At 67.7% G+C, this 25,509-nt stretch carries 27 protein-coding genes; 15 read left to right on the forward strand and 12 right to left on the reverse strand.

Annotated elements, in window-relative coordinates:
- Nucleotides 1-69 precede the first annotated feature (69 nt).
- A complete protein-coding gene (gene minC, locus ACV7NL_RS06785) occupies nucleotides 70-735 on the reverse strand; it encodes a septum site-determining protein MinC (protein ID WP_056178765.1) in 666 nt (221 codons plus the stop codon).
- Between the two features lie 397 nt (nucleotides 736-1,132).
- Here minC and ACV7NL_RS06790 point away from each other — a divergent pair, with 397 nt between their 5' ends.
- From ACV7NL_RS06790 to ACV7NL_RS06815, 6 genes are all read left to right on the forward strand, one after another.
- On the forward strand, nucleotides 1,133-1,471 hold the full coding sequence (locus ACV7NL_RS06790; RefSeq protein ID WP_244476921.1) for an iron transporter: 339 nt from the start codon (nucleotides 1,133-1,135) through the stop codon (nucleotides 1,469-1,471).
- A complete protein-coding gene (locus tag ACV7NL_RS06795) occupies nucleotides 1,468-3,006 on the forward strand; it encodes a PepSY-associated TM helix domain-containing protein (protein ID WP_463355240.1) in 1,539 nt (512 codons plus the stop codon). Before ACV7NL_RS06790 ends, ACV7NL_RS06795 begins: the two co-directional genes overlap by 4 nt.
- Nucleotides 3,003-3,341, forward strand: coding sequence for a DUF3325 domain-containing protein (locus ACV7NL_RS06800; protein ID WP_056178768.1), 339 nt, complete (start codon nucleotides 3,003-3,005; stop codon nucleotides 3,339-3,341). Before ACV7NL_RS06795 ends, ACV7NL_RS06800 begins: the two co-directional genes overlap by 4 nt.
- A 51-nt stretch (nucleotides 3,342-3,392) precedes the next feature.
- Complete coding sequence (locus ACV7NL_RS06805) at nucleotides 3,393-4,709, forward strand: ArgE/DapE family deacylase (RefSeq protein WP_463355241.1); 1,317 nt, start codon at nucleotides 3,393-3,395, stop codon at nucleotides 4,707-4,709.
- Nucleotides 4,710-4,874: 165 nt separating this feature from the next.
- Nucleotides 4,875-6,326: a hypothetical protein gene (locus ACV7NL_RS06810; RefSeq protein WP_463355242.1), complete on the forward strand. Its 1,452-nt coding sequence runs from the start codon at nucleotides 4,875-4,877 to the stop codon at nucleotides 6,324-6,326.
- A 129-nt stretch (nucleotides 6,327-6,455) separates the two neighbouring features.
- Nucleotides 6,456-7,787 (forward strand): MFS transporter, encoded by a 1,332-nt coding sequence (locus ACV7NL_RS06815; protein ID WP_463355243.1) that lies wholly within the window; start codon nucleotides 6,456-6,458, stop codon nucleotides 7,785-7,787.
- Here the strand turns inward: ACV7NL_RS06815 and ACV7NL_RS06820 are convergent.
- Nucleotides 7,730-8,332: a hypothetical protein gene (locus tag ACV7NL_RS06820; protein ID WP_463355244.1), complete on the reverse strand. Its 603-nt coding sequence runs from the start codon at nucleotides 8,330-8,332 to the stop codon at nucleotides 7,730-7,732. The two genes, ACV7NL_RS06815 and ACV7NL_RS06820, sit on opposite strands and share 58 nt — an antisense overlap.
- A gap of 223 nt (nucleotides 8,333-8,555) precedes the next feature.
- Here ACV7NL_RS06820 and typA point away from each other — a divergent pair, with 223 nt between their 5' ends.
- Nucleotides 8,556-10,376, forward strand: coding sequence for a translational GTPase TypA (typA, locus tag ACV7NL_RS06825; RefSeq protein WP_056178778.1), 1,821 nt, complete (start codon nucleotides 8,556-8,558; stop codon nucleotides 10,374-10,376).
- Between the two features lie 140 nt (nucleotides 10,377-10,516).
- On the opposite strand, the gene ACV7NL_RS06830 is transcribed toward typA, so the two are convergent.
- The 7 genes from ACV7NL_RS06830 to ACV7NL_RS06860 all read right to left on the reverse strand — a co-directional run bounded on the left by ACV7NL_RS06830 (nucleotide 10,517) and on the right by ACV7NL_RS06860 (nucleotide 15,426).
- Nucleotides 10,517-12,172, reverse strand: a complete 1,656-nt coding sequence (locus ACV7NL_RS06830; protein ID WP_463355245.1) for an acyl-CoA synthetase — start codon at nucleotides 12,170-12,172, stop codon at nucleotides 10,517-10,519.
- 300 nt (nucleotides 12,173-12,472) lie between these two features.
- A complete protein-coding gene (locus ACV7NL_RS06835; protein ID WP_200940874.1) occupies nucleotides 12,473-12,649 on the reverse strand; it encodes a hypothetical protein in 177 nt (58 codons plus the stop codon).
- A gap of 4 nt (nucleotides 12,650-12,653) precedes the next feature.
- Entirely contained in the window at nucleotides 12,654-12,929 is a 276-nt protein-coding gene (locus tag ACV7NL_RS06840) for a hypothetical protein (protein WP_463355246.1), read from the reverse strand.
- A gap of 2 nt (nucleotides 12,930-12,931) precedes the next feature.
- The gene (locus tag ACV7NL_RS06845) at nucleotides 12,932-13,273 is read right to left on the reverse strand and encodes a hypothetical protein (RefSeq protein WP_463355247.1); all 342 of its coding nucleotides are present in this window, start codon (nucleotides 13,271-13,273) and stop codon (nucleotides 12,932-12,934) included.
- Between the two features lie 123 nt (nucleotides 13,274-13,396).
- Nucleotides 13,397-14,374, reverse strand: a complete 978-nt coding sequence (cysK, locus tag ACV7NL_RS06850) for a cysteine synthase A (RefSeq protein WP_056178788.1) — start codon at nucleotides 14,372-14,374, stop codon at nucleotides 13,397-13,399.
- 256 nt (nucleotides 14,375-14,630) lie between these two features.
- Entirely contained in the window at nucleotides 14,631-14,804 is a 174-nt protein-coding gene (locus tag ACV7NL_RS06855; protein ID WP_247636551.1) for a hypothetical protein, read from the reverse strand.
- A gap of 124 nt (nucleotides 14,805-14,928) precedes the next feature.
- A complete protein-coding gene (locus ACV7NL_RS06860) occupies nucleotides 14,929-15,426 on the reverse strand; it encodes an META domain-containing protein (RefSeq protein ID WP_463357068.1) in 498 nt (165 codons plus the stop codon).
- 303 nt (nucleotides 15,427-15,729) lie between these two features.
- On the opposite strand from ACV7NL_RS06860, the gene ACV7NL_RS06865 reads away from it, so the two are divergent.
- Nucleotides 15,730-16,068, forward strand: coding sequence for a helix-turn-helix domain-containing protein (locus tag ACV7NL_RS06865; protein WP_463355248.1), 339 nt, complete (start codon nucleotides 15,730-15,732; stop codon nucleotides 16,066-16,068).
- An 18-nt stretch (nucleotides 16,069-16,086) separates the two neighbouring features.
- Here ACV7NL_RS06865 and ACV7NL_RS06870 read toward each other — a convergent pair whose 3' ends face one another.
- A complete protein-coding gene (locus ACV7NL_RS06870) occupies nucleotides 16,087-17,310 on the reverse strand; it encodes an NAD(P)/FAD-dependent oxidoreductase (protein ID WP_463355249.1) in 1,224 nt (407 codons plus the stop codon).
- Nucleotides 17,307-18,263: a LysR family transcriptional regulator gene (locus ACV7NL_RS06875; protein ID WP_056178801.1), complete on the reverse strand. Its 957-nt coding sequence runs from the start codon at nucleotides 18,261-18,263 to the stop codon at nucleotides 17,307-17,309. Before ACV7NL_RS06875 ends, ACV7NL_RS06870 begins: the two co-directional genes overlap by 4 nt.
- Before the next feature lie 230 nt (nucleotides 18,264-18,493).
- On the opposite strand from ACV7NL_RS06875, the gene ACV7NL_RS06880 reads away from it, so the two are divergent.
- From ACV7NL_RS06880 to ACV7NL_RS06910, 7 genes are all read left to right on the forward strand, one after another.
- The gene (locus ACV7NL_RS06880; protein WP_463355250.1) at nucleotides 18,494-19,555 is read left to right on the forward strand and encodes a class 1 fructose-bisphosphatase; all 1,062 of its coding nucleotides are present in this window, start codon (nucleotides 18,494-18,496) and stop codon (nucleotides 19,553-19,555) included.
- Nucleotides 19,556-19,584: 29 nt separating this feature from the next.
- Nucleotides 19,585-20,445 carry a phosphoribulokinase gene (locus ACV7NL_RS06885; RefSeq protein ID WP_056178804.1) on the forward strand — a complete coding sequence of 287 codons (861 nt, stop codon included), beginning with the start codon at nucleotides 19,585-19,587 and terminating at the stop codon, nucleotides 20,443-20,445.
- A 33-nt stretch (nucleotides 20,446-20,478) separates the two neighbouring features.
- Nucleotides 20,479-21,165, forward strand: coding sequence for a ribulose-phosphate 3-epimerase (rpe, locus tag ACV7NL_RS06890; RefSeq protein ID WP_463355251.1), 687 nt, complete (start codon nucleotides 20,479-20,481; stop codon nucleotides 21,163-21,165).
- Nucleotides 21,159-21,911, forward strand: a complete 753-nt coding sequence (locus tag ACV7NL_RS06895) for an HAD-IA family hydrolase (RefSeq protein ID WP_463355252.1) — start codon at nucleotides 21,159-21,161, stop codon at nucleotides 21,909-21,911. The genes rpe and ACV7NL_RS06895 overlap by 7 nt, the downstream gene beginning before the upstream one ends.
- A gap of 424 nt (nucleotides 21,912-22,335) precedes the next feature.
- On the forward strand, nucleotides 22,336-23,082 hold the full coding sequence (locus ACV7NL_RS06900; RefSeq protein ID WP_247636556.1) for a YebC/PmpR family DNA-binding transcriptional regulator: 747 nt from the start codon (nucleotides 22,336-22,338) through the stop codon (nucleotides 23,080-23,082).
- A gap of 293 nt (nucleotides 23,083-23,375) precedes the next feature.
- Complete coding sequence (gene ruvC, locus ACV7NL_RS06905) at nucleotides 23,376-23,942, forward strand: crossover junction endodeoxyribonuclease RuvC (protein ID WP_463355253.1); 567 nt, start codon at nucleotides 23,376-23,378, stop codon at nucleotides 23,940-23,942.
- Nucleotides 23,943-24,061: 119 nt separating this feature from the next.
- Nucleotides 24,062-24,778, forward strand: coding sequence for a hypothetical protein (locus ACV7NL_RS06910; protein WP_463355254.1), 717 nt, complete (start codon nucleotides 24,062-24,064; stop codon nucleotides 24,776-24,778).
- A gap of 22 nt (nucleotides 24,779-24,800) precedes the next feature.
- On the opposite strand, the gene ACV7NL_RS06915 is transcribed toward ACV7NL_RS06910, so the two are convergent.
- Nucleotides 24,801-25,442, reverse strand: a complete 642-nt coding sequence (locus ACV7NL_RS06915) for a YceI family protein (RefSeq protein ID WP_463355255.1) — start codon at nucleotides 25,440-25,442, stop codon at nucleotides 24,801-24,803.
- Nucleotides 25,443-25,509: the final 67 nt, after the last annotated feature.

Below are 25,509 nucleotides of genomic sequence, written 5' to 3' on the forward strand. Positions count from 1 at the left end.
GCGATCGCCGCCCGTTATCCGTGTGGAACAAGCCCGCACGGCCCGCCCCGCTGCGCCGCCTCGCCGCGGCTATTCCAGGCCCGCCACCTTGATCGCGTCGCCCTCGAGCCGGACCTGGGCCGGCAGGCCGCGCTGGACCGGGCCGAGATCATCGGCCGTGCGATACAAGCCGTCGATGGCGATGAGTTCCGGTTCGAACTTGCGGCAGGTGATGCGGGCGTCCGGGTTGCCCGCCGCCCCGGCGATCGCCCGACCGCGCAGGGCGCCGTAGACGTGGAGCGAGCCGCCGGCGATCACCTCGGCGCCCGAGGCCACCGAGCCCATCACGGTGATGTCGCCCTCCAGGTGCAGGATGGTCTGGCCGGAGCGCACCGGGGCATCGAGGATGAGCGAGCGGAACGGCGCCGGCGCCGACGGCATCACCGGCGCGTCCGCCTCGGCGTCCGGCGTCGCCTCCGGGGTGGGAACCGCGTCGACCGGACGCCCCCCGGCCGGGGGCGGCGGCAGGCCGGCGCCGAGCTGGCCCGGATCGGCTCCCTCGATGCCCATCACGGCGACGTCGCGGGCGGCGAGATCGGCCACCAGGGCGACGAGGGTTTCCCGTTCGAGCCCGAGTCCGGCCACGTCGAGGATGACCGGGCGCCCGACGAAGAAGGCGGGCGAGCGCCGGGCCAGCGCGTCGAGTTCGGCAAGCCACTCGGAGACGGGCAGCACCGGGGCGAGCACCAGGGCCATGAAGGAACGGCCGCGAAAGCGGATCGGGGGACGTGTTGAGCTTGCGGTCACGATCGGGTGTCTTGTTCTCGGGCGGTGTTCGCGGAAAGCGGGCGCTGATCGCCACCTTATCCTAACCCGCGTTCCGGGGGCACAGGGCGCGACCTGCGGTCCGTCAACACGATTTCCGACGCCGTTCCATCCCGGGCCTTTGAGGATGTCGCGCCTCTTGCAGCGTTTGAATGTCGAATTGGAATGATTCCATAACATAGCGTTTGCAGGCTCAAGACGAGGATCGCTATAGCGGAGCAAATCCTCGCGACATCCGGGGGTCGGCCGGCAGGTTTGGCACGGCCGGGACTGCCGCTCTTGCCTGATCTTGCGGGTGTGCCCCGCGCGCGTCTCGAAGGTGCTGCCCGTGGTTGATGGTTCCGCTTCCCTGGACAGGGTCCGCGCGCGACAAGGCTGGCGCTACCGCGCAGCCGTGGCCGGGCGCGTGGTGCTCGCAGCCTTCGGCGGCTACGCCCTGGCGGCGCTCGCCACCGCGTTCCTGTCGCTGACCCTGCCGATGGTGCGCTCGGAGGCGGTGGCCACCGCCACACTGCTCAGCTTCGCCATCCTGGCCGGTGCCGTCATCTGGGTCTTCGCCGCCCGCACCCTGCTGCGCGCCGCGATCGGACTCGGAATTCCCATGGCGCTCGTCGGCGTGGGCCTGTGGGTCGCCCTCGGTCTCGTCGCGGCGGGGCCGCCCGCATGAGGCCGGGGTTCCGCCAATCCATGGCCTGGCTCCACACCTGGGCCGGCCTCGTCACCGGATGGGTGATGTTCGCGGTCTTCGTGACCGGCACCGCCACCTATTACCGTGCCGACATCTCGCTGTGGATGCGGCCGGAACTGCGCGCCGGACCCTCCGACCCCATCCCCGCCGCCGAACGCGGGATCGCCTACCTGAAGACGCATGCCCCGAAGGCCATGGCTTGGTATGTCTCGGTGCCGCAGCCCGACCGTCCGGTGATCGGCGTCTACTGGATGGACAGCCTGGAGGCGCCCCTTGGCCAGGCCCTGCTCGATCGGGAGACGGGAACCCCCACCCGGGCGCGGGACACCCAGGGCGGCGACTTCTTCTACCGCTTCCACTACGAACTCCAGATGATGCCGACGCTCGGCCGCTGGATCGTCGGCGGGGCGGCCATGATCCTGCTCGTCGCGCTGATCTCCGGCATCGTCACGCATCGGCGCATTTTCGCCGACTTCTTCACCTTCCGACGGGACAAGTCGGCCCAGCGCGGCTGGCTCGACGCCCACAACGTCACCGGCGTGCTCGCCCTGCCGTTCCACCTGATGATCACCTATACGGGCATCGTCACGCTGGGCTTGATGTACATGCCCTGGGGGGTGACGGCCGCCTACAAGGGCGACGACCTGCGCTTCTTCGTGGAATCCGCCCAGAGCACGACCTGGCGCCCGGCCGCCGGCCGTCCGGCCGAGGCCCTGCCGTTGGCGCCGCTGCTGGCCCGCGCCCAGGGCGAGGTGTCCGAGCCCCTCGAGATGGTCATCGTCAACAACCCGGGCGACGCCGGCGCCACGGTGGTCGCGGTGTTCGAGGAGCCGCACGGGCTGGCCCACCAGCATCCGCAGATCGCCTTCGATGCCGTTTCCGGCGCCGTGGTCGAGCGGGTGGGCACGATGAAGCCGGCCGCGCATGTCTTCACCAGCTTCATGGGCCTGCACGAGGCGCATTTCGCCAGCCCCGTCCTGCGGGCGCTGTTCTTCCTCTGCGGCCTGATGGGCGCGGCCACCATCGCCACCGGTCTCGTCCTGTGGAGTGTCGCCCGCATGCCGAAGGCCGGCGAGGCGCCCCGGTTCGGCCTGCGCCTCGTGCGCGGCCTCAACATCGGCACGATCCTGGGCCTGCCCATCGGGATGGCGGCGTTCTTCCTCGCCAACCGGCTGCTGTCCGTCGACCTCGCCCACCGGGCGACCTGGGAGGGCGGCGTGTTCTTCGGCGCCTGGGCGCTCGCCGCCCTGGTGCCCCTGGCCCGGCCGCACCGACGGGCCTGGGTCGAGATGGGCCTGTCCGCCGGGCTCCTCTTCGGCGCCGTGCCCATCGTCGGTGCCCTGACCACGGATCGTGGCTTCGACTTCCTGGCCTTCGATGCCGCGATGCTGGGGCTCGGCCTCGTCCTGGCGCTCGGGGCCCGGGCGGTCTCCCTCTACGAAGGTCGTCGCGCGGCCGCCCGAGCGGCCCGCCCCGCCGGCGGTCTGGCGCCCAAAGGTCTCGTCAAAGCATGACTCCGCTCTCCATCGCCCTGAACCTCGCCCTGAGCTTCGCCGGCCTCGCTGCGCTGTGCCTGTCGATGGACCGGCACCATCGGGCCATTGCCGGTCGGGGCCAGAGCCGGACGCGCGCGCGGGGCCTGCGCCTCGCCGGATGGGCGGTGATCGCGGTGTCCTTCGCGGCCGCCATCCTGACCTCCGACTGGAATTTCGGACCCGTGCAGTGGATCGGCTCCCTCACCGGCGCGGCCCTTCTGGTGGTCGCGCTGGTGTCCTACCGGCCCGCCTGGATTCGCCCGGCCGCCCTGCTCGCCCTGCCGCTGGCCCTGGCGGCGGTGCTCCTCGCCTGATCGCCCCGGCCCCGCTATCCTGACGCGATCCGTCGCCGCGCAGGAGAGCCGATGCCCCCCGATCCCGCTCTCAGCCCCGCGCTCGACCCAGATTTGGCCGCCCGCATCGCCGAGGCCGTCGCCGCCGGGTTTCCCGAGCAGGTCGCCCACACCCAGGCCCTGGTGCGGTTCGGATCGACGCGCGGGGCCGAGCACGCGATCCAGGATTTCGTGTTCCGCGCCTTCCGCGACCGCGGCTACGCCATCGATCGCTTCGCCATGGACGCGGCGGCGCTCGCCGCCCATCCGGGCGGGGGCGCGCTGTCGGAGACGCATTCCCGGGCGCCCCTGGTGGTCGGCATCCATCGGCCGCGGGCCGAGACCGGGCGCTCGCTGATCCTCCAGGCCCATGTCGACGTGGTGCCGCCGGGGCCGGCCGATCTGTGGACCCACCCGCCCTTCGAGCCGGTCATCGATGGCGACTGGATGTACGGGCGCGGCGCCGCCGACATGAAGGCGGGCCATGCCGCCAACCTGTTCGCCCTCGACGCTCTGGCGCGGCTCGGGCTGCAGCCGGCCGCCACCGTGACCCTGCAATCCGTGGTGGAGGAGGAATCCACCGGCAACGGCGCCCTGATGACCCATCTGCGCGGCTACCGCGCCGATGCGGTCCTGATCCCGGAGCCCGAGGACGAGAAGCTCGTGCGCGCCAATGTCGGCGTGCTGTGGTTCACCGTCGAGGTGCGCGGCCGCCCGGTCCATGTCCGCGAGATGGGGGCCGGGGCCAACGCCATCGACGCCACCTATCGGGTGATCGGCGCCCTGCGGGCCCTGGAGGCGCGCTGGAACGCCGAGAAGGCGGCCCATCCCCACTTCGCCGACCAGCCCGACGCCATCAACCTCAATGTCGGCCGGATCGAGGGCGGCGACTGGGCCTCGTCGGTGCCGGCCTGGTGCCGGATCGACTGCCGCATCGCCCTGTATCCCGGGCTCTCGGCGGCGGAGGCCGCCCGCGCGGTGGAGCAGGCGGTGGCCGATTTCGCCCGCGACGACGCCTTCCTGTCGAACACCCCGCCCCGGATCGCCTTCAACGGCTTCTTCGCCGAGGGCTACGCCCTGGCGGAGGGCTCCGAGGCGGAGGCGGTGCTGGGGCGGGCGCACCGGGCCGCAACCGGCCGGGACCTCGAGAGCTTCATGTCGCCGAGCTATCTCGATACCCGCGTCTACGCGCTCTACGACCGGGTGCCCGCACTCTGCTACGGCCCGATCAGTCAGAACATCCACGGCTTCGACGAGCGCGTGAGCCTCGCCTCGGTCCAGCGGATCACCACCGCGATGGCGCTGTTCATCGCCGAATGGTGCGGGACGGAGCGCCGGTCCGCGCCCTGACCCGAGCCGCATCCGCGAAAACGTGACGCAACGCGATGTGGATGGCACCCGGTCGCCGCCTTGCCGAAAGGCCCCGGCGCGCTACCCCTAAGGCCCGTGACATATCAGCGTTTTTCCCCACCCGCCGCGCCGTCCGGCGCCCATCGCCGCGCGTCGGCGCCTCTGTTGGCCGGCCTGATGGCGGCGCTGGGCATCTCCGGGGCGGCGGCGCAGACCACCGATACCAGCTGCTACGTCACCGGCGGCGGCACCCTGGAGATCTGCCGGGGCGGCGAGGCCGAGGGCGTATTCTTCACCCCCCGCGCCTGTGAATCGGCCGGCAGCGTCCAGCTCGTCCGGACGACGCCCGCCACCGGGCCGCTCCAGGCCGTCTACCAGGCCGAGACGCCGTTGGCCGCCCCGAAATCCAGGCGCGGCGAGGCCGAGTCCTGCGCGCCGCGGCGCGCCACCGAGGCCCTGGACGGCGGCTCGATCCGCTCCGGCGCCATGCCGGAGCAGCTCGCCACCGCGATGCCGCCGACGCAGGCCCGCCTGTGGGAGATGGCCCGCACGGTCGCGCGCAGCCAGGAGCGGCGTCGCCGCGGCGGCCGGGGCCGGGCGGAAGCGCCCCCCGCGCCGGTGCCGACGGAGGAGGGCATCGCCGCCCGCCATCCGATGACCGTGGCCGGACGCGCCTGGGGCGGGGACGCCTACACCTACGTGTTCTTCCTCGCGGCCGTGCCCACCGAATCCGGCCAGCGGCACGCGCTGCTCCAGGCCCGCACCCTGGACTTCACCCGCTTCGACATCCGCAGCCGCAGCCTGGACGGCATCGCCTGGATGCCGTTCGGCGAGGGGCGGGCGGAAGGGCGAGCGCAGGAGCGAGCAGAGGGCCGGTCACGGCGTGGCCGCCGCAGTCGCGCGCAGGCTGCTGCCGATGCGCCGGGCCCCAGCGCCGTCCTCGACGAGACCGGCGCCCCCGTCCTCGGCAACTGCGCCGGCCAGGGCCTCGACCGCACCGACCTCGTCGGCGCCATCAGCGTGGTCGATCAGGCCTATCACTACTACTACACCGACGTGCTGCCCTCCGATTGCGGGGCGCCGATGGCCAGCCGGCGGATGGGCCTCTACCTGCGCACCAGCCGCGATCTCACCGCCGACCGCGTGTGGTCGGCGCCCCGCACCATCGCGGAGCCGCTGCCGGCCCAGAGCCTGATGCGGGTGGCCAAGGCCCGGGACATGGACCGCTGGGTGGTGGCCTACCGCTGCAACCGTCCCGCCAACACCATGGACGGCCCCGTCGCCGATATCTGCGTGCAGTACAGCGCCGACCTCGCCCCGGGGTCCCTGGCCGGACTGACCTGGTTCTCGGAACCGCAGGCGATCATGCGCTCCACCGCCTATCTCGGCCTGCGCTCGGGCGGCGACGGCTCGGGCCGGTTCGGCCGCAGCCAGCATTTCTGGATGACCGACCGCTACGGCAATCTCGCGACCCCGACGAGTTATCAGGCCAAGGCCGGGTTCCTGACGTGGCTCGACCGGGTGGCGCCGGGGCCGGGCGGCGCGAACGGTTCCAGCGTCTTCGGCCGCCCGGTCTACTGGGCGACGTGGTCGGTGCGGCCCGTGGCGGCGAAGTAGCGGCTTAGGGACCCGGGCGCATCCGGTCGAGCGGGGCTTCAGGATGGGCCGAGGCCCTGACCGCGCGGCGCGGTCCGGGGCTTGCTGGTCCGTCCGGCCGCCCCGCTCCTTCGCCCGGGAGACCACCCCATGTCCGCGACCCCGAGACCCGATCCCGCGCCGCGCCAACCGGCCCGGGCCGCCATCGCGGCCTTCGTCGGCACCACCATCGAGTGGTACGACTTCTTCATCTACGGCACCGCCGCCGCCCTGGTGTTCGGGCCGCTGTTCTTCGCCGAGGCGACGCCTTTCGTGGCGACCCTGGCGGCCTTCGGCACCTTCGCGGTCGGCTTCTTCGCCCGGCCCCTCGGCGGACTGATCTTCGGGCATGTCGGCGACCGGCTCGGGCGCAAGAAGGCCCTGGTGGTCACCCTGGTGATGATGGGGCTGGCCACCACCGGCATCGGCCTGCTGCCGACCTATGCCAGCATCGGGATCTGGGCGCCCATCGCCCTCGTGGGCCTGCGCATCCTCCAGGGGATCGCGGTCGGCGGCGAGTGGGGCGGGGCGGTGCTGCTGGCCGCCGAGCACGCGCCGAAGGGGCGCGCGACCTTCTTCGCGTCGTTCGCCCAACTCGGCAGCTCGGCCGGGCAGATCCTGTCGCTGCTGGCCTTCCGCCTGGCCGGTCTCATGGATTCGGAGCGCTTCCTGGCCTGGGGCTGGCGCCTGCCGTTCCTGGTCAGCGTGGTCCTGCTCCTCGTCGGCCTGTTCATCCGCCTGGGCGTCGGCGAATCACCGGATTTCGAGGCGGATCGCAGCCGGGCCGCCCCGGCGCCGGCGCCGATTCGCGAGGTTCTGGCCACCAGCCTGACGCCGCTGGCCCTGGCGGCCGGCGCCAACACCTTCGCGATCGGCTCGGTCTACCTCTTCAACACCTTCATGATCACCTACACGACCCAGTATCTGGGCCTGCCCCGGGCCACGATCCTCGACGCGCTGCTGGTGGCGGCCTGCGTCCAGTTCGTGATGACGCCGGTGGGCGCGCGGATCGCGGAGCTGATTCGCAACGAGCGCCTGTTCCTCCAGGGCACCCTGATCTGGGCGATGCTGGCGCCCTATCCGCTCTTCCTCCTGGTCGACATGGGCTCTGTGCCGGCCCTGACCCTCGGCCTCGCCCTCAACGTGCTCGGCAGCGCCACCTTCTACGCGGTCATTGCCGGCTACGTGGCCGGCGCCTTCCCCACGCGGGTGCGCTACACCGCGATCTCCGTGGCCTATCAGGTGTGCGGCGCCCTTGCGGGCGGGCTCACGCCGATCGTCGGCACCCTCCTGGCCGAACGCTTCCAGGGCCATTGGTGGCCCATCGCCGCCTTCGGCACCACCCTCGCGGCGATCTCGTTCGTGTGCGTCACGGCGCTCGGCCGCTACCGGGGGCGAACCGCCGGCACGGCGCCATCCGACCTCGGAGCGGCGATGCCGTAGCCCACGAACATCCGGCCCGCCGCATCGTCTCCCGCCGCATGGGCGAAGGCCAGGGCGAGGGGGCGGCGTCGGGCGAGGAACTGATGAAACAGCCGATGCACGAAGAGCACGGCATCGGCTCCCTCCGGGGAGCCGTTCGGAGCGATGTAGGCCGCGACGCCGCCTTTGAGGAAGGCGGAACCGAACGCGGCCGTGCCCGTCTCGCAGGCGGTGCTCACGACGACTTTGCCGGGCAGGGTGATATGCTCCGCCAGGGTCACCGGAGAAAGACGGCCCCGCGTAAGGCAGCGGGTGTCGATCTCCGGCCCGTGCTCTCCGAGGATGAAGCCTTCGTCATCGCCGTGGCCGCTGAGCACGAGATGGTCCGCAGGTGACCCGCCAGCTCCGAGAACGAGAAGGACATCCGCAGGGGTGCCAGGAAGGTGGAGCAGCACCGAGGCGCACAGGCTCTCCAGCAATGCGCGGAGGAGCAGCGCCTCCCCGGAATCGCCGATCGCCACGATGGAGACCAAGGGCCTGGAAATATGGAAGGTCTGATCGATCATCGCGTTCTCCGAGCTCGGTCATTGAACGTCCGCAACCGGAGGATGTCACGCTGCCTCATCGCGCGTGTCCGCTGCACAGGGCCGGGAGGCATGCAGGACGGCCCCCTTGCCCCGGAGGCCCACACCTTATATTGCGACGCGATAGCTCGATCCCGTGACCCGGCGTAGCCGGCCGCCTCCTGCGGCCCGTTGCGTGACGGGCTCTTCTCGCTTCGGATACCCCATGAAGCTTCGTAATATCGCCATCATCGCCCACGTCGACCACGGCAAGACGACGCTCGTCGACAAGCTGCTGTCGCAATCCGGATCGTTCCGCGAGAACCAGCGCGTCGAGGAACGCGCCATGGACTCGAACGATCTCGAGAAGGAGCGTGGCATCACCATCCTGGCCAAGGCGACCTCGGTCGTCTGGAAGGACACCCGCGTCAACGTCGTCGACACCCCCGGCCACGCCGATTTCGGCGGCGAGGTGGAGCGCATCCTCTCGATGGTGGACGGCGTGATCGTGCTCGTCGACGCCGCCGAAGGCCCGATGCCCCAGACCAAGTTCGTGGTCGGCAAGGCCCTCAAGATCGGCCTGAAGCCGATCGTGGCGATCAACAAGGTCGACCGTCCGGACGCCCGCATCACCGAGGTGGTGAACGAGGTGTTCGACCTGTTCGCGGCGCTCGACGCCACCGACGATCAGCTCGACTTCCCGATCCTCTACGGGTCCGGCCGCGCCGGCTGGATGGCGACGGCGCCCGACGGCGACCAGACCGAGGGACTCGCCCCGCTGTTCGACCTCGTGCTCGCGCACGTGCCCCAGGCCAAGGTCGAGGAGGGTCCGTTCCGGATGCTCGGCACCCTGCTGGAAGCCAACCCGTTCCTCGGCCGCATCATCACCGGCCGCATCGCGTCCGGCACCGTCAAGCCGAACCAGGCCATCAAGGTCATGGACCGCACCGGCAAGCTGGTGGAGACCGGTCGCGTCTCGAAGATCCTGGCCTTCCGCGGCCTGGAGCGCGCGCCCATCGACGTGGGTGAGGCTGGCGACATCGTCTCCATCGCGGGCCTCGTGAAGGGCACCGTGGCCGACACCTTCTGCGACCCGCAGGTCGAGACCCCGATCCAGGCCCAGCCGATCGATCCGCCCACCGTCACCATGTCGTTCATCGTCAACGATTCGCCGCTGGCCGGCACCGAGGGCGACAAGGTCACGAGCCGCATGATCCGCGACCGCCTGTTCAAGGAGGCCGAGGGCAACGTCACGCTCAAGATCGAGGAGGCGGCCGACAAGGATTCGTTCTTCGTCTCGGGCCGCGGCGAACTCCAGCTCGCCATCCTGATCGAGACCATGCGCCGCGAAGGCTTCGAGATCGCCGTCTCGCGTCCCCGCGTGGTGCTCTCGAAGGATGAGAACGACAACGTCCTCGAGCCCGTCGAAGAGGTCGTGGTCGACGTCGACGAGGAGTATTCCGGCGTCGTCGTGCAGAAGATGTCCGAGCGCAAGGCCGAGATGATCGAGATGAAGCCGTCGGGCGGCTCGCGCCTGCGCCTCGTCTTCCATGCGCCCACCCGCGGCCTCATCGGCTACCAGGGTGAGCTCATGACCGATACCCGCGGCACCGCGATCATGAACCGCCTGTTCAAGGCCTACGAGCCCTACAAGGGCGAGATGCCCGGCCGCCGCAACGGCGTGCTGATCTCGAACGACAAGGGCGAGGCCGTGGCCTACGCCATGTGGAACCTGGAAGATCGCGGCCCGATGATGATCGAGCCCGGCGCCAAGGTCTATCAGGGCATGATCATCGGCGAGCACAACCGCGAGAACGACCTCGAGGTGAACGTGCTCAAGGGCAAGAAGCTCACCAACATCCGCACCACCTCGAAGGACGAGGCCGTGCGCCTCACCCCTCCGATCCGCATGACCCTGGAGCGCTCGCTCGCCTGGATCCAGGACGACGAGCTGATGGAAGTCACGCCGAAGTCGATCCGCCTGCGCAAGACCTACCTCGACCCCAACGAGCGCAAGCGCTTCGAGCGCTCGGGCGGCGTCGCGTAAGCGACCCCAGTCACAACCCACTTGTGCGAAGAAAGGCCGGGCGAAAGCCCGGCCTTTCTTCTTTGGAATACGATCTCAGGGCGTCCCGGCACCCCTGATCGACGGGGTCCCGACCTGCGATCGATCACCATGAAGCCGGCTCAGCTCTCTTTCGCCCGTTCCCGAAGCAGGTACTTCTGCACCTTGCCGGTCGACGTCTTCGGCAACTCGCCGAAGACGATGTGGCGGGGGAGCTTGTAGCCGGCCAGCCGGTCGCGGCACCAGGCGATGAGGGCGTCGGCCTCCACGGTGGCGTCGGGCTTCAGCTCGACGAACGCCATCGGGGTCTCACCCCATTTCGCGTCCGGCCGGGCCACCACGGCGGCGGCGGAGACGGCGGGGTGGCGGAACAGGGCGTCCTCGACCTCGATGGACGAGATGTTCTCGCCGCCCGAGATGATGATGTCCTTCGAACGGTCCTTGAGCTGGATGTAGCCGTCCGGGTGCTTGACCCCGAGATCGCCGGAGCGGAACCAGCCGCCCGCGAAGGCCGCCGCGGTGGCTTTCGGGTTCTTCAGGTAGCCGCGCATCACCACGTTACCGCGAAACATCGCCTCGCCCATCGTCACGCCGTCGGCCGGCACCGATTCGCAGGTTTCGGGATCGCGGATATCGAAGCCCTCGAGCACCGGGTAGCGCACGCCCTGGCGCGCCATCTTCTCCGCACGCGCCTCGGCGTCCAGGGCGTCCCAATCCCGATGCCAGGCATTCACCACCGCCGGACCGTAGGTCTCGGTCAGGCCGTACAGGTGGGTGACGTCGAAGCCGGCCGCGCCCATGGCACCGAGGACCGCCTGGGGCGGGGGCGCGGCCGCCGTCAGGAAGGCGACCCGCCGGGGCAGGGGGCGGCGCTCGGCCTCGGAGGCGTTGAGGAGGAGCTGCATCACGATCGGCGCCCCGCAGAGATGCGTCACCCCATGCTCGGCCAATGCCGCATAGAGCGCGCCGGCCCGCACCTGCCGCAGGCACACATGGGTGCCGGCGACCACCGACAGCGTCCAGGGGAAGCACCAGCCGTTGCAGTGGAACATCGGCAGGGTCCAGAGATAGACCGGGTGCTGGCCGAGATTGCCCGTGATCACATTGCCGAGGCTGAGAAGCGCGGCCCCGCGATGGTGGTAGACCACGCCCTTCGGATTTCCGGTGGTGCCCGACGTGTAGTTGAGCGAGATCGCGTCCCACTCGTCACCCGGCATCGCCCAGTCCCAGGCCGGGTCGCCCTCTTCCAGGAGCGTTTCGTAGTCGAGGCTGCCGACCGTTTCGTCACCCTCGGTGTATACCAGGTCGTCGACATCGATCACCAGTGGCCTCACCCGGGCCTGAGCCAGGGCTGCGGCCACGACCTTGGCGAACTCCCGATCGGCGATCAGCACCTTGGCCTCGCCGTGGTCGAGGCAGAACGCGAGCCCGGCGGCATCGAGGCGGGTGTTCAGGGTGTTGAGGACGGCGCCCGTCATCGGCACCCCGTAATGGACCTCGATCATCTCCGGCGTATTGGCCAGAATCACCGCGACGGTGTCGCCGCGCCCGATGCCACGCGCCGCAAGCGCCGACCCGAACCGGCGGCAGCGCCTGTATAGCTCGGCATAATTGCGCCGCAGGGGACCATGGATGACGGCAATGTGGTTTGGAAAGACGCGCGCCGCCCGGTCGAGGTAGCTCAGCGGGGTCAGCGGCTGGTAATTCGCCGGGTTCCGGTCGAGGTCCCGGTCATAGATCGATGGCGCGGCCCTGTCGGCCGTTGTCGAGGCATTCATCGGCGGATCTCCCTGATCCGCAGAGTATCGCGTCGCTCCCATCTCACAAGGAGACAGGGGGGCTTGGTGGAAGTCGATCGTTCGCTGGGGTGCCGGTTACGAACGCGCAGGACGGGCACCGCACGGAGCTCTGCCGGTTCGGCCGGCAGCAGGATACGCAGATGCTCGACGCAAATCGCGGAATCACTGTCGCTACACTAAATTTCAAGCCGGCGTTGACTGGCGCCTTCGTCCGAATTCTCCCCGATGTGCTTGCTGGATCGGAGAGCGTCTGGAGCCGTGGCGCGGGAGCGTTCCCCGTCAGCCGCTGCCGGGGTCCGTCTCGCCATCCGGCTGGTTACCGCCCTTCGGCCCTTGCCCCGGCTTGCCGTCCGTCTTTTCGTTCGGATCCATCACCGCGTCGGGCGCGGTGTTGGCGGGCTTGCCCTTCGCCGGGGCATTGTCCTTCGGCCGATCCGTTTCGTTCTGCGCCGTCATCGCATCACTCTCCAGAACTCGTTTCGGAACCGGTGCCGCCGGGCTGGCGTCGATCCGACTGACCATCCGACGAACCACCGACCGGAGCAGGGTTGCGACCCTTCGGCGTTCCGGTCCAGGCGGCGTTGCGGCGCGTATCCGTCTCGCCACCGGAGCCCTGTTGCGTGATGGAGGTCTGCGCAGCGGATTGACGGCCCCCTGCCACGGCAGGTGCGCCGGGTTTGCCGACATCGGCGTCCGGCTTGCGGGTGCCGACGATGGGAATTTGGTCGTTCGGCATCGCTACTCTCCCGCATCCTTACCGTTGGGCGCGGTTGCGCGATCGATCGCTTCCTTCGCGGCGCCGGACGGTGCGGACCCTGCGTTCTGCGCGGCGTCGCCGATCTGCTTGAGGTTGGCGGAGGGCGTCTCGGCCGCCGTCTGGTCCGAAGCATCCGATCCGGGCGTGCCGGAGGCGATGCGGGCAGTCTCGGCTTCACCCATCGGGTTGCCCTTCAGGTCACCCTGGGTCCGAGAGGGGAGGCCGAGATCGCGGGCGTTGTCCTGTCCCAGGTCCTGGCCATTGCGATCGGCGTAGGCGTCGAAATCCTTCAGCGAGGGTCGCTCGCGCGGCTCGTCGGTCATGGTGTCCTCCTGATCTTGGAGGCTCAACCCGTCGCGGCCCACGAGGTTGCCTCGTGGGCGGACGCACATCCGCACAGACGGACGAGGTGGGTCCGGCCGTGTTCTGCCGGACCCGATCGCTGATCAGAGACCGTCGAACAGCGCCGACGAGATGTAACGCTCCGCGAAGGAGCAGGCGACGGTGACGATGCGCTTGCCGCGGAAGTCGGGACGGGCGGCAAGCTTCAGGGCCGCAGCCACGTTGCCGCCGGTGGAGATGCCACCGGGAATGCCTTCGAGACGTGACAGCTGACGCGAGGTATCGAATGCTTCCTGGTTCGAGACCGTGATGACTTCGTCGATGATCGACTTGTCGAGGTTGTCCGGGATGAACCCGGCGCCGATGCCCTGGATCTTGTGCGGGCCGGGCTGGCCGCCGGAGATGACCGGCGAGTCGGTGGGCTCGACGGCCACAATCTTCAGGCCGGGCAAGCGCGGCTTCAGCACCGAACCGACACCCGTGATGGTGCCGCCAGTGCCGACACCGGCCACGAAGGCGTCGAGATGGCCCTGGGTGTCGTTCCAGATCTCTTCGGCCGTGGTTTTGCGGTGGATCTCAGGGTTGGCGGGGTTGGAAAACTGCTGGGGCATGATCGCGCCCGGGATCTCGTTGAGGAGCTCCTCGGCCTTGGCGATGGCGCCCTTCATACCCTGCGGGCCGGGGGTCAGCGCGAGTTCGGCTCCGAGGAACGCCAGCATCTTGCGGCGCTCCAGAGACATGGTCTCGGGCATCACCAGGATGAGACGGTAGCCGCGGGCGGCCGCCACGAATGCCAGGGCGATGCCGGTGTTTCCCGAGGTCGGCTCCACCAGGGTGCCACCGGGCTTCAGCTTCCCAGAGGCTTCCAGGGCGTCGATCATGTTGACGCCGATGCGATCCTTGACGCTCGCGATGGGGTTGAAGAACTCGAGCTTGAGCAGGATCTCGGCGTCAACCCCGTGCTCCTTGGTGATGCGGTTCAGGCGCACCAGGGGCGTGTTGCCGATGGTCTCGGTGATCGAGCCGAAGATGTGGCCGTGGCCCGGCATGCGGGTGGAAGCGGGGCTCTGGGACGCGGCCATAGATCTCTCCTGAACAGCATGTGAGTGGCGCGCAGGCGGCCGGCACAAGGACGCGCCGGATCTCGCATGGGACGACCTCAGAGCCGGGAGATATCGTGTCGTTTCCGTGGAAGCAATCGGCAAAGTCCGGAGGACAAAGACAATCCTTCTCTAATGCCAACCTTATTGGAGCACGGTAGGATTTCTCTACTGTTCCAAGCTTAAACCGGAGAACTTAGTTGTTCGGGCTAGGCAGGCTGCAGAGAGGCTCCGGGGATCAGTGGATCAGCAGGGCCGCGCAAACGATCATCACCGTGGCGAGTGCGGGGCTCGCCCCCGCGATCATCGCGGCACCCGCATGGACGCTCTGGGGCCAGGCGTACCGGGTTTCCTCCCGCAGGCCGGGCCGAAGGCCATTGCTGCCGGTCGTCCATGACAGCCTCGTGCTCATCACATGCTCCCCATCCGCCAAGAGACTCGGCGATGGGGTGAGAAGGCGCAGGGCGTCTTGAACGCGGCGTAAATCTGCGGTCGCGACCGCGGATCGTCGTCAACGGAGCCTTAAAGCCCGCGTTTCAGAGAGCCCGGTCGAAACGCAGCTCGCCCTTCTGGCTCTTGATCACCAGTTGCGACCCCACCAGATCCCATTGCCCTGCGGTACGGAGCGCAATGAAGAAATCCTGCTCGCTGGCACTCAAACCCTTGTCGCAGGGCTTCTTGGTCAGTGCGAGCGGACCGACGGCAAGGTGCTGTTCCCTGAGCGGGAACGCGGTTGCCGCGAAGGTGTTGCAGCCGCCGTAGCCGCGGGCTCGATACTGCTTGTCGATCATGAAGCTCGGACGGTCGTTGCCGCCGAAGGGCTTTCCGTTCAGGCTGACCGCCGTCCAAGTCGCGTCGAGCGGAAAAATCTTTTCCTGCGGTTTGGCGGCCGGAACGTACTGCTTCTTCTCCGGCTTCTCGCGAGCGTCGCGGCCGAATCCCGTGACGTTGTTGCCCATCTGCGCGTTCGCCGCCGTGGACATGATCCCGGCCACGATGGCGCCGGCGACCACGGCGATTGGGATTGCTCTCATCGTCTGGCTCCCTTTCAAGCGCGCGTCGCGTCGCGTCGAACGTTGCAACCGCGCCGGTCCCGATCCGGGGCTCGCCGCGGCATCGCGCGCGCAACCGTCGAGCAGGACGTGCGCTGCGGCCAATCCGATAAGATTCCAGCACAAATATGGTCAAGTCCACGTGAGGCTGGATTCGGCTCGATCTTGGTTCGATCCCCCACAAACCAACACGCCGACAATTTTTCCATGCTCGCCATTTCTCATTGAACGATCGCCCCATGCTGCCGTTGTCCGGCGGAGTGTCACGATGTGGGAGTTTGCGCGGTGGTGGGATCGGACGAGGGTGCCCCGAGCGGATTGCAGGCCGAGGCCTCCGGCCCGAATACCATGACGCCGGCTCAGTCACGCGCCGCACGCGCGCTCCTCAACTGGTCGGAATCGGATCTTGCCGGCAAACTCGGGCTCGGTCAGGATTTCGTGCGCGATTTCGAATCGGGTAGGCGCGAGGCACCATCCGGTCAGATCGAAGCGCTGCGCAGCGTCTTCATGACCCAAGGGGTCCTATTCAGCCAGGACGGAGGCTCCGATGGTGTCCGTCTCAGCGAGCAGGGTCGTGGCGAGGGCACACGGGTGGATGCTCTCAACACCGAGAACGACCGCTAGAGACTGCTCCGTTAAATCCTATCGGGCGGTGGCAAGAGCTTTCAGGTCGCACGTCGCGTCCGCCGCCTGTTCGGGACTCAAACGGAGACCAAGGCCGAGGATGCGCCGGGCCGCCATGTGATCGGCGGCTCTGTCCACCGTCTCGACGCCGGTGAGATCTCCCGCCCTGAACCGGAACATCGACAATCCCGTTGCCGACGGACGCAGCACGCTGACATCGTCCGGCCGTGTCAGACCTGCGATCTGGAGCTTATGCGGTCCTTGATCGCTCCAGAACCACGGTACCGCGGCATAGGATGTCGGGCGCCCGGTCAGGCGTGCCGCCAGACAGCGAGCCTGATCCACGGCGTTCTGGACCGATTCAATCCGGACGGGTTGCCCCGCCGCGAACCGACTTGGCACGCACGCACAATCTCCCACCGCCGAAATCCCCGGATCGGATGTCGCCAGAACTGCGTCGGTGTGAATACCGTCGCCAACGGCAAGACCAGCGGCCTCGGCCAGATCCTCGTTGGGAATGACGCCGATGCCGACCAGGACAAGATCGGCTGCGATCGAGGAGCCATCGGCCAGTTGAACCTCGGCCACGCGACCATTCTTGCCCTCCAGCGCCGAAACCCCTGCACCGAAGGCGAAGCGTATCCCGGCTCGGGTGTGCGCGTTCGTGAAGAAGCGAGCTGTCTCGGGCGAGACGGCCCGGGCCATCGGCCGGTCCGCCGCCTCGATGACGGTCACGGGAATGCCGGAGCCGGCACAGATGCCGGCGAATTCCAGGCCGATGAAGCCCGCACCGATGATCGCGATGGCGTTTGCTCTGTCACGGGCCGCCCTGAGAGCGTCTGCATCGGCGAGGGTCCGCAGTTGATGGACGCCCGCCAGGTTTGCCCCTGGGACCGGTAGCGATCGATTGCGGGCGCCAGTGGCCAGCACAAGATGGTCGTAGGCCAGCGCGCTTCCATCGCTGAGCGCCACGCGTCGTTTCCGGCGGTCGATTGCCGTCGCGGTCACACCCGACCGATGGGTGATCCTGTGTTCGACGAAATAGGATGGCGGCCGCAGGCAGAGGCCGGCCGCATCGGTCTTCCCAGCCAAATAAGCCTTCGACAGGGGGGGGCGCTGATAGGGCAGGCCCTCGTCGCCCAACAGGGTGATGGGATCGGCAAAGCCCGCCTCGCGCAGGGAGGCCGCGACCTGGAAGCCGGCCTGACCGGCGCCGACGATGACGACACCGGCCGTGCTCATGCCTCGAACTCCGCGGTGACCGACGACGGGTTCTGCGAAAGCCGGAGTTGGGGCAGCCAACGGCCACCGTCCTTGGCGACGTAATCCCAGAACGCCGCGGCAGCTGGGCCCAGAACCTTGTCGGCCCTGCGTACCGCGTACCAGTCGCGTCGGATCGGCAAGCCCTCCACGTTGAGGACGGCGAGGCGCCCGCTGTCCAGTTCAGCTGCCACCGTGTGGGCAGAGATGAGGGCGATGCCAAGTCCTGCCATCACAGCCTGCTTGATCGTCTCGTTCGAACCGGAATCGATCCCCAGGCGGGCGCGCTTAATCATGACGCCTGCCATGAACTCCTCGAACACCGTGCGGGTGCCAGAACCTTCCTCGCGGACGAGAAAGGATTCCTGAGCGAGATCCGCCCGCGTCAGGCCCGCGCGACCGACGAAGGGGTGGTGCGGTCCTGCGATGATCACGATCGGGTGTGGCCCGAAGATTTCCGCTTCAATGGCGAAATCGCGCGGCGGACGGCCCATGATGGCAAAATCGATCTCGTAGTTGCGCAGAGCCTCGACCATGGCGCCGCGGTTGCCGACCGTGAGATTGATCTCCACCGCCGGGTGCAGGCCGACGAAGCCGGCGATCACCCCCGGAGCGAAGTACTTGGCCGTGGAAACCACCCCCATGGCCACACGTCCGCCGCTGCCCCCCTTCAGGGTCTCCAGGCGGTCGGCGCAGGTTTCGAGCACGGTGTTGATGCTGTTGATCGCCCACAGCATCTCGCGCCCGGCATCGGTCGGTTTCAAGCCTGTGGGTGTCCGGTCGAACAGCATCAGGCCGGCTTCCTCCTCCAACTGGCGGATGCGCGCGTAGAGGGCGGCCGAGGTCACGTTGAGCTCCTGCGCGGCACGCGTCATGGTGCCGAGGCGGGCGACCGCGGCGACGGCCTGGAGCTGTTTGAGGGAAAGGTTGCGCATCAGGCGGTTTTAGTTTTTTTGGAATCGCTCGCAAGTTTTTTCAGAATTCTTTCGGTGATACGATGTGGGCCGTGAGGGGGCCGAAGCTTTCGAAGCCCTGGTGTCGCTGGCCGCTCTCGTGCCAAGGGGCAGGATGCGACGGTGAACGGTCGGTGAGCGAAAGCGGAGTCTTCCGCTTCGAAGCTGTCGGCCGGGACCTCCCTGTCAGGAATGAAGAAGGACGGACGTTCATGTCGACGGTGTCTCTGGAGTTCGGATCCACTCTCGCGGATTGCCTCGCGACAATGGTGTCGGCCGATGCGCAACTCGCCGATGCGGCGGCCGTGGTCGCCGCCTGTGCCGAAGCCGCCGTCGATGTCAGCGAGGTGATCGGCCGGGGCATGCTCGGCGGAGCCGATCTCGCCGCCACCGGCGAGCACAACAGCGACGGCGACGTCCAGAAAGCCCTCGACGTCCTGGCCCACGAGCGCTTCACCGAAGCTCTGCGCGGTGCGCCGGTCGCTGTGGTGGCTTCGGAAGAGGCCGAGGGCATGATGCAACTCACCCCCGGCGCACCGCTCGCGGTGGCGATCGACCCGCTCGACGGCTCATCCAACATCGGCGTGAATATGGCGGTGGGGTCGATCTTCGGCATCCGTCCCGCTGTGGCCGGAGACGCGGATTCGATCTCCTCCTTCACCACCCCCGGCACTGCGCAGATCGCCGCAGGGTTCGTGACCTATGGGCCGGCGACATCCCTGGTCGTCACGCTCGGCCACGGCACGCAGATCTACACGCTCGACCGCGCCGAACGCACCTTCCGCCTGACGCACCCGCGCCTGGACGTCGTTACTTCGGCGAAGGAATACGCGATCAATGCCTCGAATGCCCGGCACTGGGACGGACCTGTGAAGGCCTATGTCGAGGATTGCCTGCGCGGTTCGGACGGTCCCCTGGACAAGGACTTCAACATGCGCTGGCTTGGCTCGCTGGTCGCCGATGCTCAGCGCGTGCTCCTGCGCGGTGGCGTCTTCCTGTATCCGGGCGACAACCGGAAGGGCTACGCCCAGGGGCGCCTGCGTCTCCTCTACGAGGCCGCCCCCATTGCGATGCTGATGGAGCAAGCCGGTGCCGCTGCGATTGATGGCGAGCGCCGCATCCTCGATATCAGCGCCACCGGCATTCACGAGCGCGTGCCGCTGATCTTTGGTTCGCTCGACGAGGTCGCGTGTGTCGCGAAGTACTACGACGGTCGCAACGCCGCTGCCGGCCGCTCGCCCCTGTTCGGGCAGCGCGGCCTGATGCGCAGCTAGCGCACCGGCGCGGGTCAGCACGAACAACGATGTCGGCGCGTCACCCCATCATCTCGGTCACCGGCTCCTCGGGGGCGGGGACCACCTCGGTCCGCAACACTTTCGAGCAGATTTTTCGCCGCGAGGATGTGAGCGCGGTCTATATCGAGGGCGACGCATTCCACGCCTATGATCGTGACACGATGCGACGGATGATGGCCGAGGAGCCCAACCTCAGCCACTTCGCGCCGCGAGCCAACCTGCTGCCCGAACTTGAGGAGGTGTTCCGCACCTACAGCGAGTCGGGTCGTGGGCGAACGCGCCACTATGCGCATGACGGCGCGGACGCGGCGCAGTACGGCACCGAGATCGGGACCTTCACGGCCTGGGAGGAGTTCCCCACGGGCTCCGACCTGCTGTTTTACGAGGGGCTGCACGGCTGCGTTGTCGACGACAATGTCGACATGGCCCGCTACGCGGACCTCAAGATCGGCGTCGTGCCGGTGATCAATCTCGAATGGATTCAGAAATTGCACCGGGACCGCTCGTTCCGGGGGTATTCCACCGAGGCCGTCACCGACGTCATCCTGCGTCGCATGCCGGACTACGTGCAGACCATCTGCCCGCAATTCACCTGGACTGACATCAACTTCCAGCGCGTCCCCATGGTGGATACCTCGAATCCGTTCATCGCGCGGTGGATTCCCACCGCCGACGAATCGATGGTGGTGATCCGCTTCAAGGACCCCAAGGGGATCGACTTCTCCTACCTGATCTCGATGATCCAGGGCTCGTTCATGAGCCGCGCCAATTCGATCGTCATCCCGGGCGGCAAGCTCGATCTTGCCATGCAGCTCATTCTGACGCCGATCATCATGCAACTCGTCGAGCGCAAGCGCCGGATGGCATAAGGCTCCGGCGATGCGCAGCAGAGGACCTCATTCATGAACGGCCCGATCATCTCGCCCTCGATTCTCTCTTCGGATTTCGCCAAGCTCGGCGAGGAGGTGCGCGCGGTGTCCGAGGCGGGTGCCGACTGGATCCACCTCGACGTGATGGACGGACATTTCGTGCCCAATATCACCTTCGGTCCGGCTGTGATCAAGGCGCTACGACCGCACTCGGCCAAGCACTTCGACGTGCACCTGATGATCGCCCCCGCCGACCCCTACCTCGCAGCTTTCGCGGAAGCCGGCGCCGACACGATCTCGATCCATGTCGAGGCCGGCCCACACAGTCACCGCTCGCTCCAGGCGATCCGCGATCTCGGAAAGCGGGCCGGAATCGCCCTCAATCCGGGTACGCCGGCCTCTGCTATCGAGCCGCTTCTCGATCTCGTCGACCTCGTCCTGGTGATGACGGTGAATCCCGGATTTGGTGGCCAGAGCTTTATTCCCTCGACGCTGGAGACCATCCGCCGAATTCGCGCGATGACCGCCGGGCGGGATATCGACATCGAAGTCGATGGCGGCATCAGCCCCGAAACGGTGGCGCTTGCAGCGCGTGCCGGCGCCAACGCCTTCGTGGCGGGCAACGCCGTGTTCAAGGGTGGTGCGGCGGGCTACGCGGAGCGCATTGCCGCGATCCGTGCCGGTGCCGCGTCTGCGGGAGTCGGCTCCCTCGCATGCTGAGGGCATTCATCTTCGACGTCGACGGGACGCTGGCGGAAACAGAGGATCTGCATCGGCAGGCCTTCAACGGCGCCTTCGCGGATATGGGCCTGCCGTGGTCGTGGTCACCGGCCCGCTATGCCGATCTTCTCACGGTAATGGGAGGCAAGGAGCGCCTGCGCCACTACGTCGAGACCGAGCATGCCGATGAGGTTGATGCCTTGCGCTCGCGCATGGGGGAGATCCATGACCGCAAGACCCGTCGCTACGGAGACCTAGTGAAGGGTGGCAACCTCGCGCTGCGCCCAGGCGTCGGCCGACTGATCGCCGAGGCGCGAGCCGCGGGCATCAAACTCGCGGTGGCGAGTACGACGAGTCGCCCCAACGTCGACACGCTGCTGCGGATCAACTTCCCCGCGGGCGATGTGCCCTTCGACGTGATCGCCTGCGGCGACGAGGCGGCCCGCAAGAAACCGGCCCCCGACGTCTTCGACCTAGCCCTCCGGCGACTGAACGTCACTCCTTCGGAAGCCGTGGCCTTCGAGGATTCCGCTGCCGGCATCCGCTCGGCCCTCGATGCAGGACTGCCGGTGATCGCCACCCGCAGCCGCTACACCGAGAGCCACCGCCTCGACGGCGCGTTCTCCGCGGTCTCGGATCTCGGCGAGCCCGGCGCGCCGCACCGACACCTCTTCGGACACGTGTGGCCGGGGGGCATCGTCAGTTTGAGCGCCCTGCGCGCCTGGCACGCCCACGTCGCTTCCTGAGTGTGCGCAACGTCAGACTTTCGTGCGCCCTCCACGTGAGCGCCCGCGCGTTCCGATCTGTCCGATGGGTTCGCCCTCGGCACGCTTCGGGAACAGGATCGCACCGGCAACCACCCCGAGGATTCCCGCGATCCCCAGCTTAAGCCAGCGCGGCGTCATCTCAGGCTGGGTTCGCGCGTCCGCAAGGAGCGTCTCGGAGCGTTCTCGATGGATGGCATCGTGCGTCATTCCAACAGGATAGCGTCCGCGAAGCGGAATGCCACCGCGCCGATGCCAGGGTTGCCCACGGTGCGCCGCAGCGTTGTCATCGGTGCGGCGGGCGGCCTATAAGCCGGCCAAATCCGTTCGTCCGGCATCGCGGGCGTGCCGCCCCGGCAGATGGCCTTCGCGATCCGCCCTCGTTCTTCCAGTCTAGGGTCACGTCATGGCCGGCCATTCCCAGTTCAAGAACATCATGCACCGCAAGGGCCGCGTCGACGCGGTCCGCTCGAAGCTGTTCGGCAAGCTCGCCCGCGAAATCACGGTGGCCGCCAAGCTCGGGCTGCCCGATCCGGCGATGAATGCCCGCCTCCGTGCCGCCATCATCGCGGCCCGCGCCGAGAACGTGCCCAAGGACAACATCGAGCGCGCGATCAAGAAGGCGCAGGGTGCCGATGCGGAGAGCTATGACGAGATCCGCTACGAGGGCTACGGTCCAGGTGGTGCCGCGCTCATCGTTGAGGCGCAGACCGACAATCGCAACCGCACCGCTTCGGACGTACGCTCGGCCTTCACCAAGTCCGGTGGCAGCCTCGCCGAAACGGGCGCCGTCTCCTTCATGTTCGATCATGTCGGCGTCGTCGAATTCGACGCCAAGGTTGCGGATGCCGATACCGTGCTGGAAGCCGCCATCGAGGCCGGCGCGGACGATGTGCGCTCGGACGAGAGCGGTCATGAGATCATCTGCGCTCAGGACGCCTATGGCGAAGTCTCGAAGGCGCTGGAGGCGCGCTTCGGCGAGCCGCGCCGGACTGCCCTGGTGTGGAAGGCCCAGAACACCATCGAGGTCGATGACGAGACCGGCGAGAAGCTGATCCGCCTCGTCGAGGTGATCGAGGACCAGGACGACGTCCAAAACGTCTTTGTCAATTTCGCGCTCTCGGACGCGCTCATGGAGAAGCTGCAGGGCTGAATGCTCTGGAACCGGTTGCTTGAGCCGGCCTTCAGAATGTCGCGGTCACGTTTGATCTCGTCATCGAGAATGCCGGCCTCGCGTGCGCGTTTAAAGGCCGAAGCAAGAACTCTGGCGGCGATCACGCCAATCTCTCGCAAGAGAGTTTCGACGCTGACCTGACGTGGGGCTGACGCGTTCGCATATCCGAACGCCGTGGCCGTTGGCATAACGCTCCGTTCACGGTATGTCCCTAACGCTCGGATCGGCGCGAAGTCCGCGCCTGGAGCCGACCCGTTCATGATTGTGTTCGCATGACGCTTTCCGTCCGCATCCTTGGCATTGACCCGGGCCTGCGGCGCACCGGTTGGGGCGTCGTGACGGCCACGGGTACGAAGCTCGCCTATGTCGATTGCGGTGTCGTCACCTCTGACGGAGATTTGCCGCTCGCCTTGCGCCTGCGTGAACTCTACGAGGGCATCACTCGCATCGTGGAGTCGTTTCGGCCCGATGAGGTCTCCGTCGAGGAGACCTTCGTCAACAAGGACGCGCAGGCGACGCTCAAGCTCGGCCATGCCCGGGCTATGGCCCTTCTGGTGCCAGCTCTGGCCGGAACGCCGGTGTTCGAATACTCGGCCAATCTCATCAAGAAGACGGTCTCCGGCTCGGGGCATGCCGAGAAGGCGCAAATCCAGGCCATGGTGAAGTTCCTGCTGCCGCTGGCGCAGTTCAAGGTCGCCGACGCAGCGGATGCACTTGCCATCGCCATCACCCACAACAGCCATCGGGGAGGGCATGCGCTGAAGCGCCAGCACGCTCCCGTCGCCGGGGCGAGCAGCCTCGCGGCGGCCCGGATCGCGGCCGCCCTGGCGCGCAACTGAGGCGGTGCATGGCCCCGACTTGGACGTCGAGGCCATGCACCAGTCCCGGCTAGGCGGTTCGCACCTTCTGAGCATCCCAGCGGATTGGGTGGAGATCGAGCGAAATGGCTGATCCTGGAATGACGCGTCCGACGCTGCCGATGGCGGACACGTTTCGGAATGCGTTGATCGTCGCGCCTCCGTCCATGCGCAGTCTCGGCCCCGCCACAACCTTCGCGTTCCTCGTCGTTCTTGCCAAGGAAGCGGCGCACACGCTGATGGCTGATGCGGCCGCACCCGTCCGCTTCCACGAAGACATCTTCCTGGTCGATGGGATCTGTACGATTCTACTCGCCCCCTACTGGATGGCGATGTTCCGGACGATCATCGGAGTCGATGGCTCCGTGCAGGCGATCGTCACTGGGCGAGCCGGCCCCTTCCAGGACTTCCTGGCTCTCGAACTGTTCTGGCTTCTGGTCAGTGGTGTATTGGATCGGGTGCTATCGACCGACACTTTCGGATCAGCCCGGGTGATCCCCGGCCTCTCGGCGTGGATCGCCATCCTGATCCTGCAGATCTGGACCAGCATGCTTGCGCCTGCGCTGGCAGCTGGCGCTCCCGATGCGAACCTGCGCGCGGTGATCGCGATGACCCGTGGGTCGGCGGGACGGATTGGCCTGATCCTCGTCGCAGCCATTCTGCCCCTGGGCTTCAGCGACCGCATGCTTCACGGGTCCGAGCGGGCTGGCGCAGATCTCTTCCCGTTCGTTTTGGCGATTCGGATTCTTGCTTCCGCCTTGATCGAAATGGCGATGCTGGTGCTGGTGACGGCTCTGCTCGCCGAGATCTATCGCTAGCTGCGGGCGCTGGGGCGTGGGGTCACTCTACAGCCTTGAATTCACCCTCGAGACGCAGGGAAACTTCGTCGCCGATCATCGGCAGGTAAGCGCTGATGCCGAAATCGGAGCGCTTGATGACAGCCCGTCCGTCGAAGCCGACGGTATAGGCCTTACTCACCGGATTGGTCCCGGCCTGGTTGAAGGTCGCGTCGAACCCGAACGGCTTGGTCACGCCCTTCAGGGTCAGGTCGCCGTTGATCCGCGCCGTGGTCGGGCTGGTCGGTTCGATGCTGGTGGCCGTAAAGGTTGCCCTCGGAAACTTCGCGGTATCGAAGAAGTCGGGGGACTTCAGGTTCTGATTGAGGTGGTCGTTGAGGCCATTGAGGCTGTCCGTACCGATGGTGACCGTGAGACTGGATTTTCCGGGTTCCTTCGGGTCGAGCACCGCCCGAGCGCTCACATCCGTGATCGACCCGTAATAGGTCGAGAATCCGAGGTGGCTCACCGACCAGGTGATCTTGCCGTGTGCGGGATCGAGGACATAGGAGCCCCGACGCACCTGAGTTGGATCGCTGGAGGGCGCTGCCGAAGGCACAGTGGCAGTCGCCGGTGTCTCGACGGCCGCGACTGCGCCGGCGGTGAGCAGGAATCCGAAGGCGAGAAACAGCGCGGTTTGGCGCATCGGGTCGGTCATCCGTGTGTCTGGGGTCAGGCGCCTTTGATTTCACGAACCTCGCCCGGCCTCAAGA

It is taken from the genome of Methylobacterium sp. Ger2507 (genome assembly GCF_055231875.1).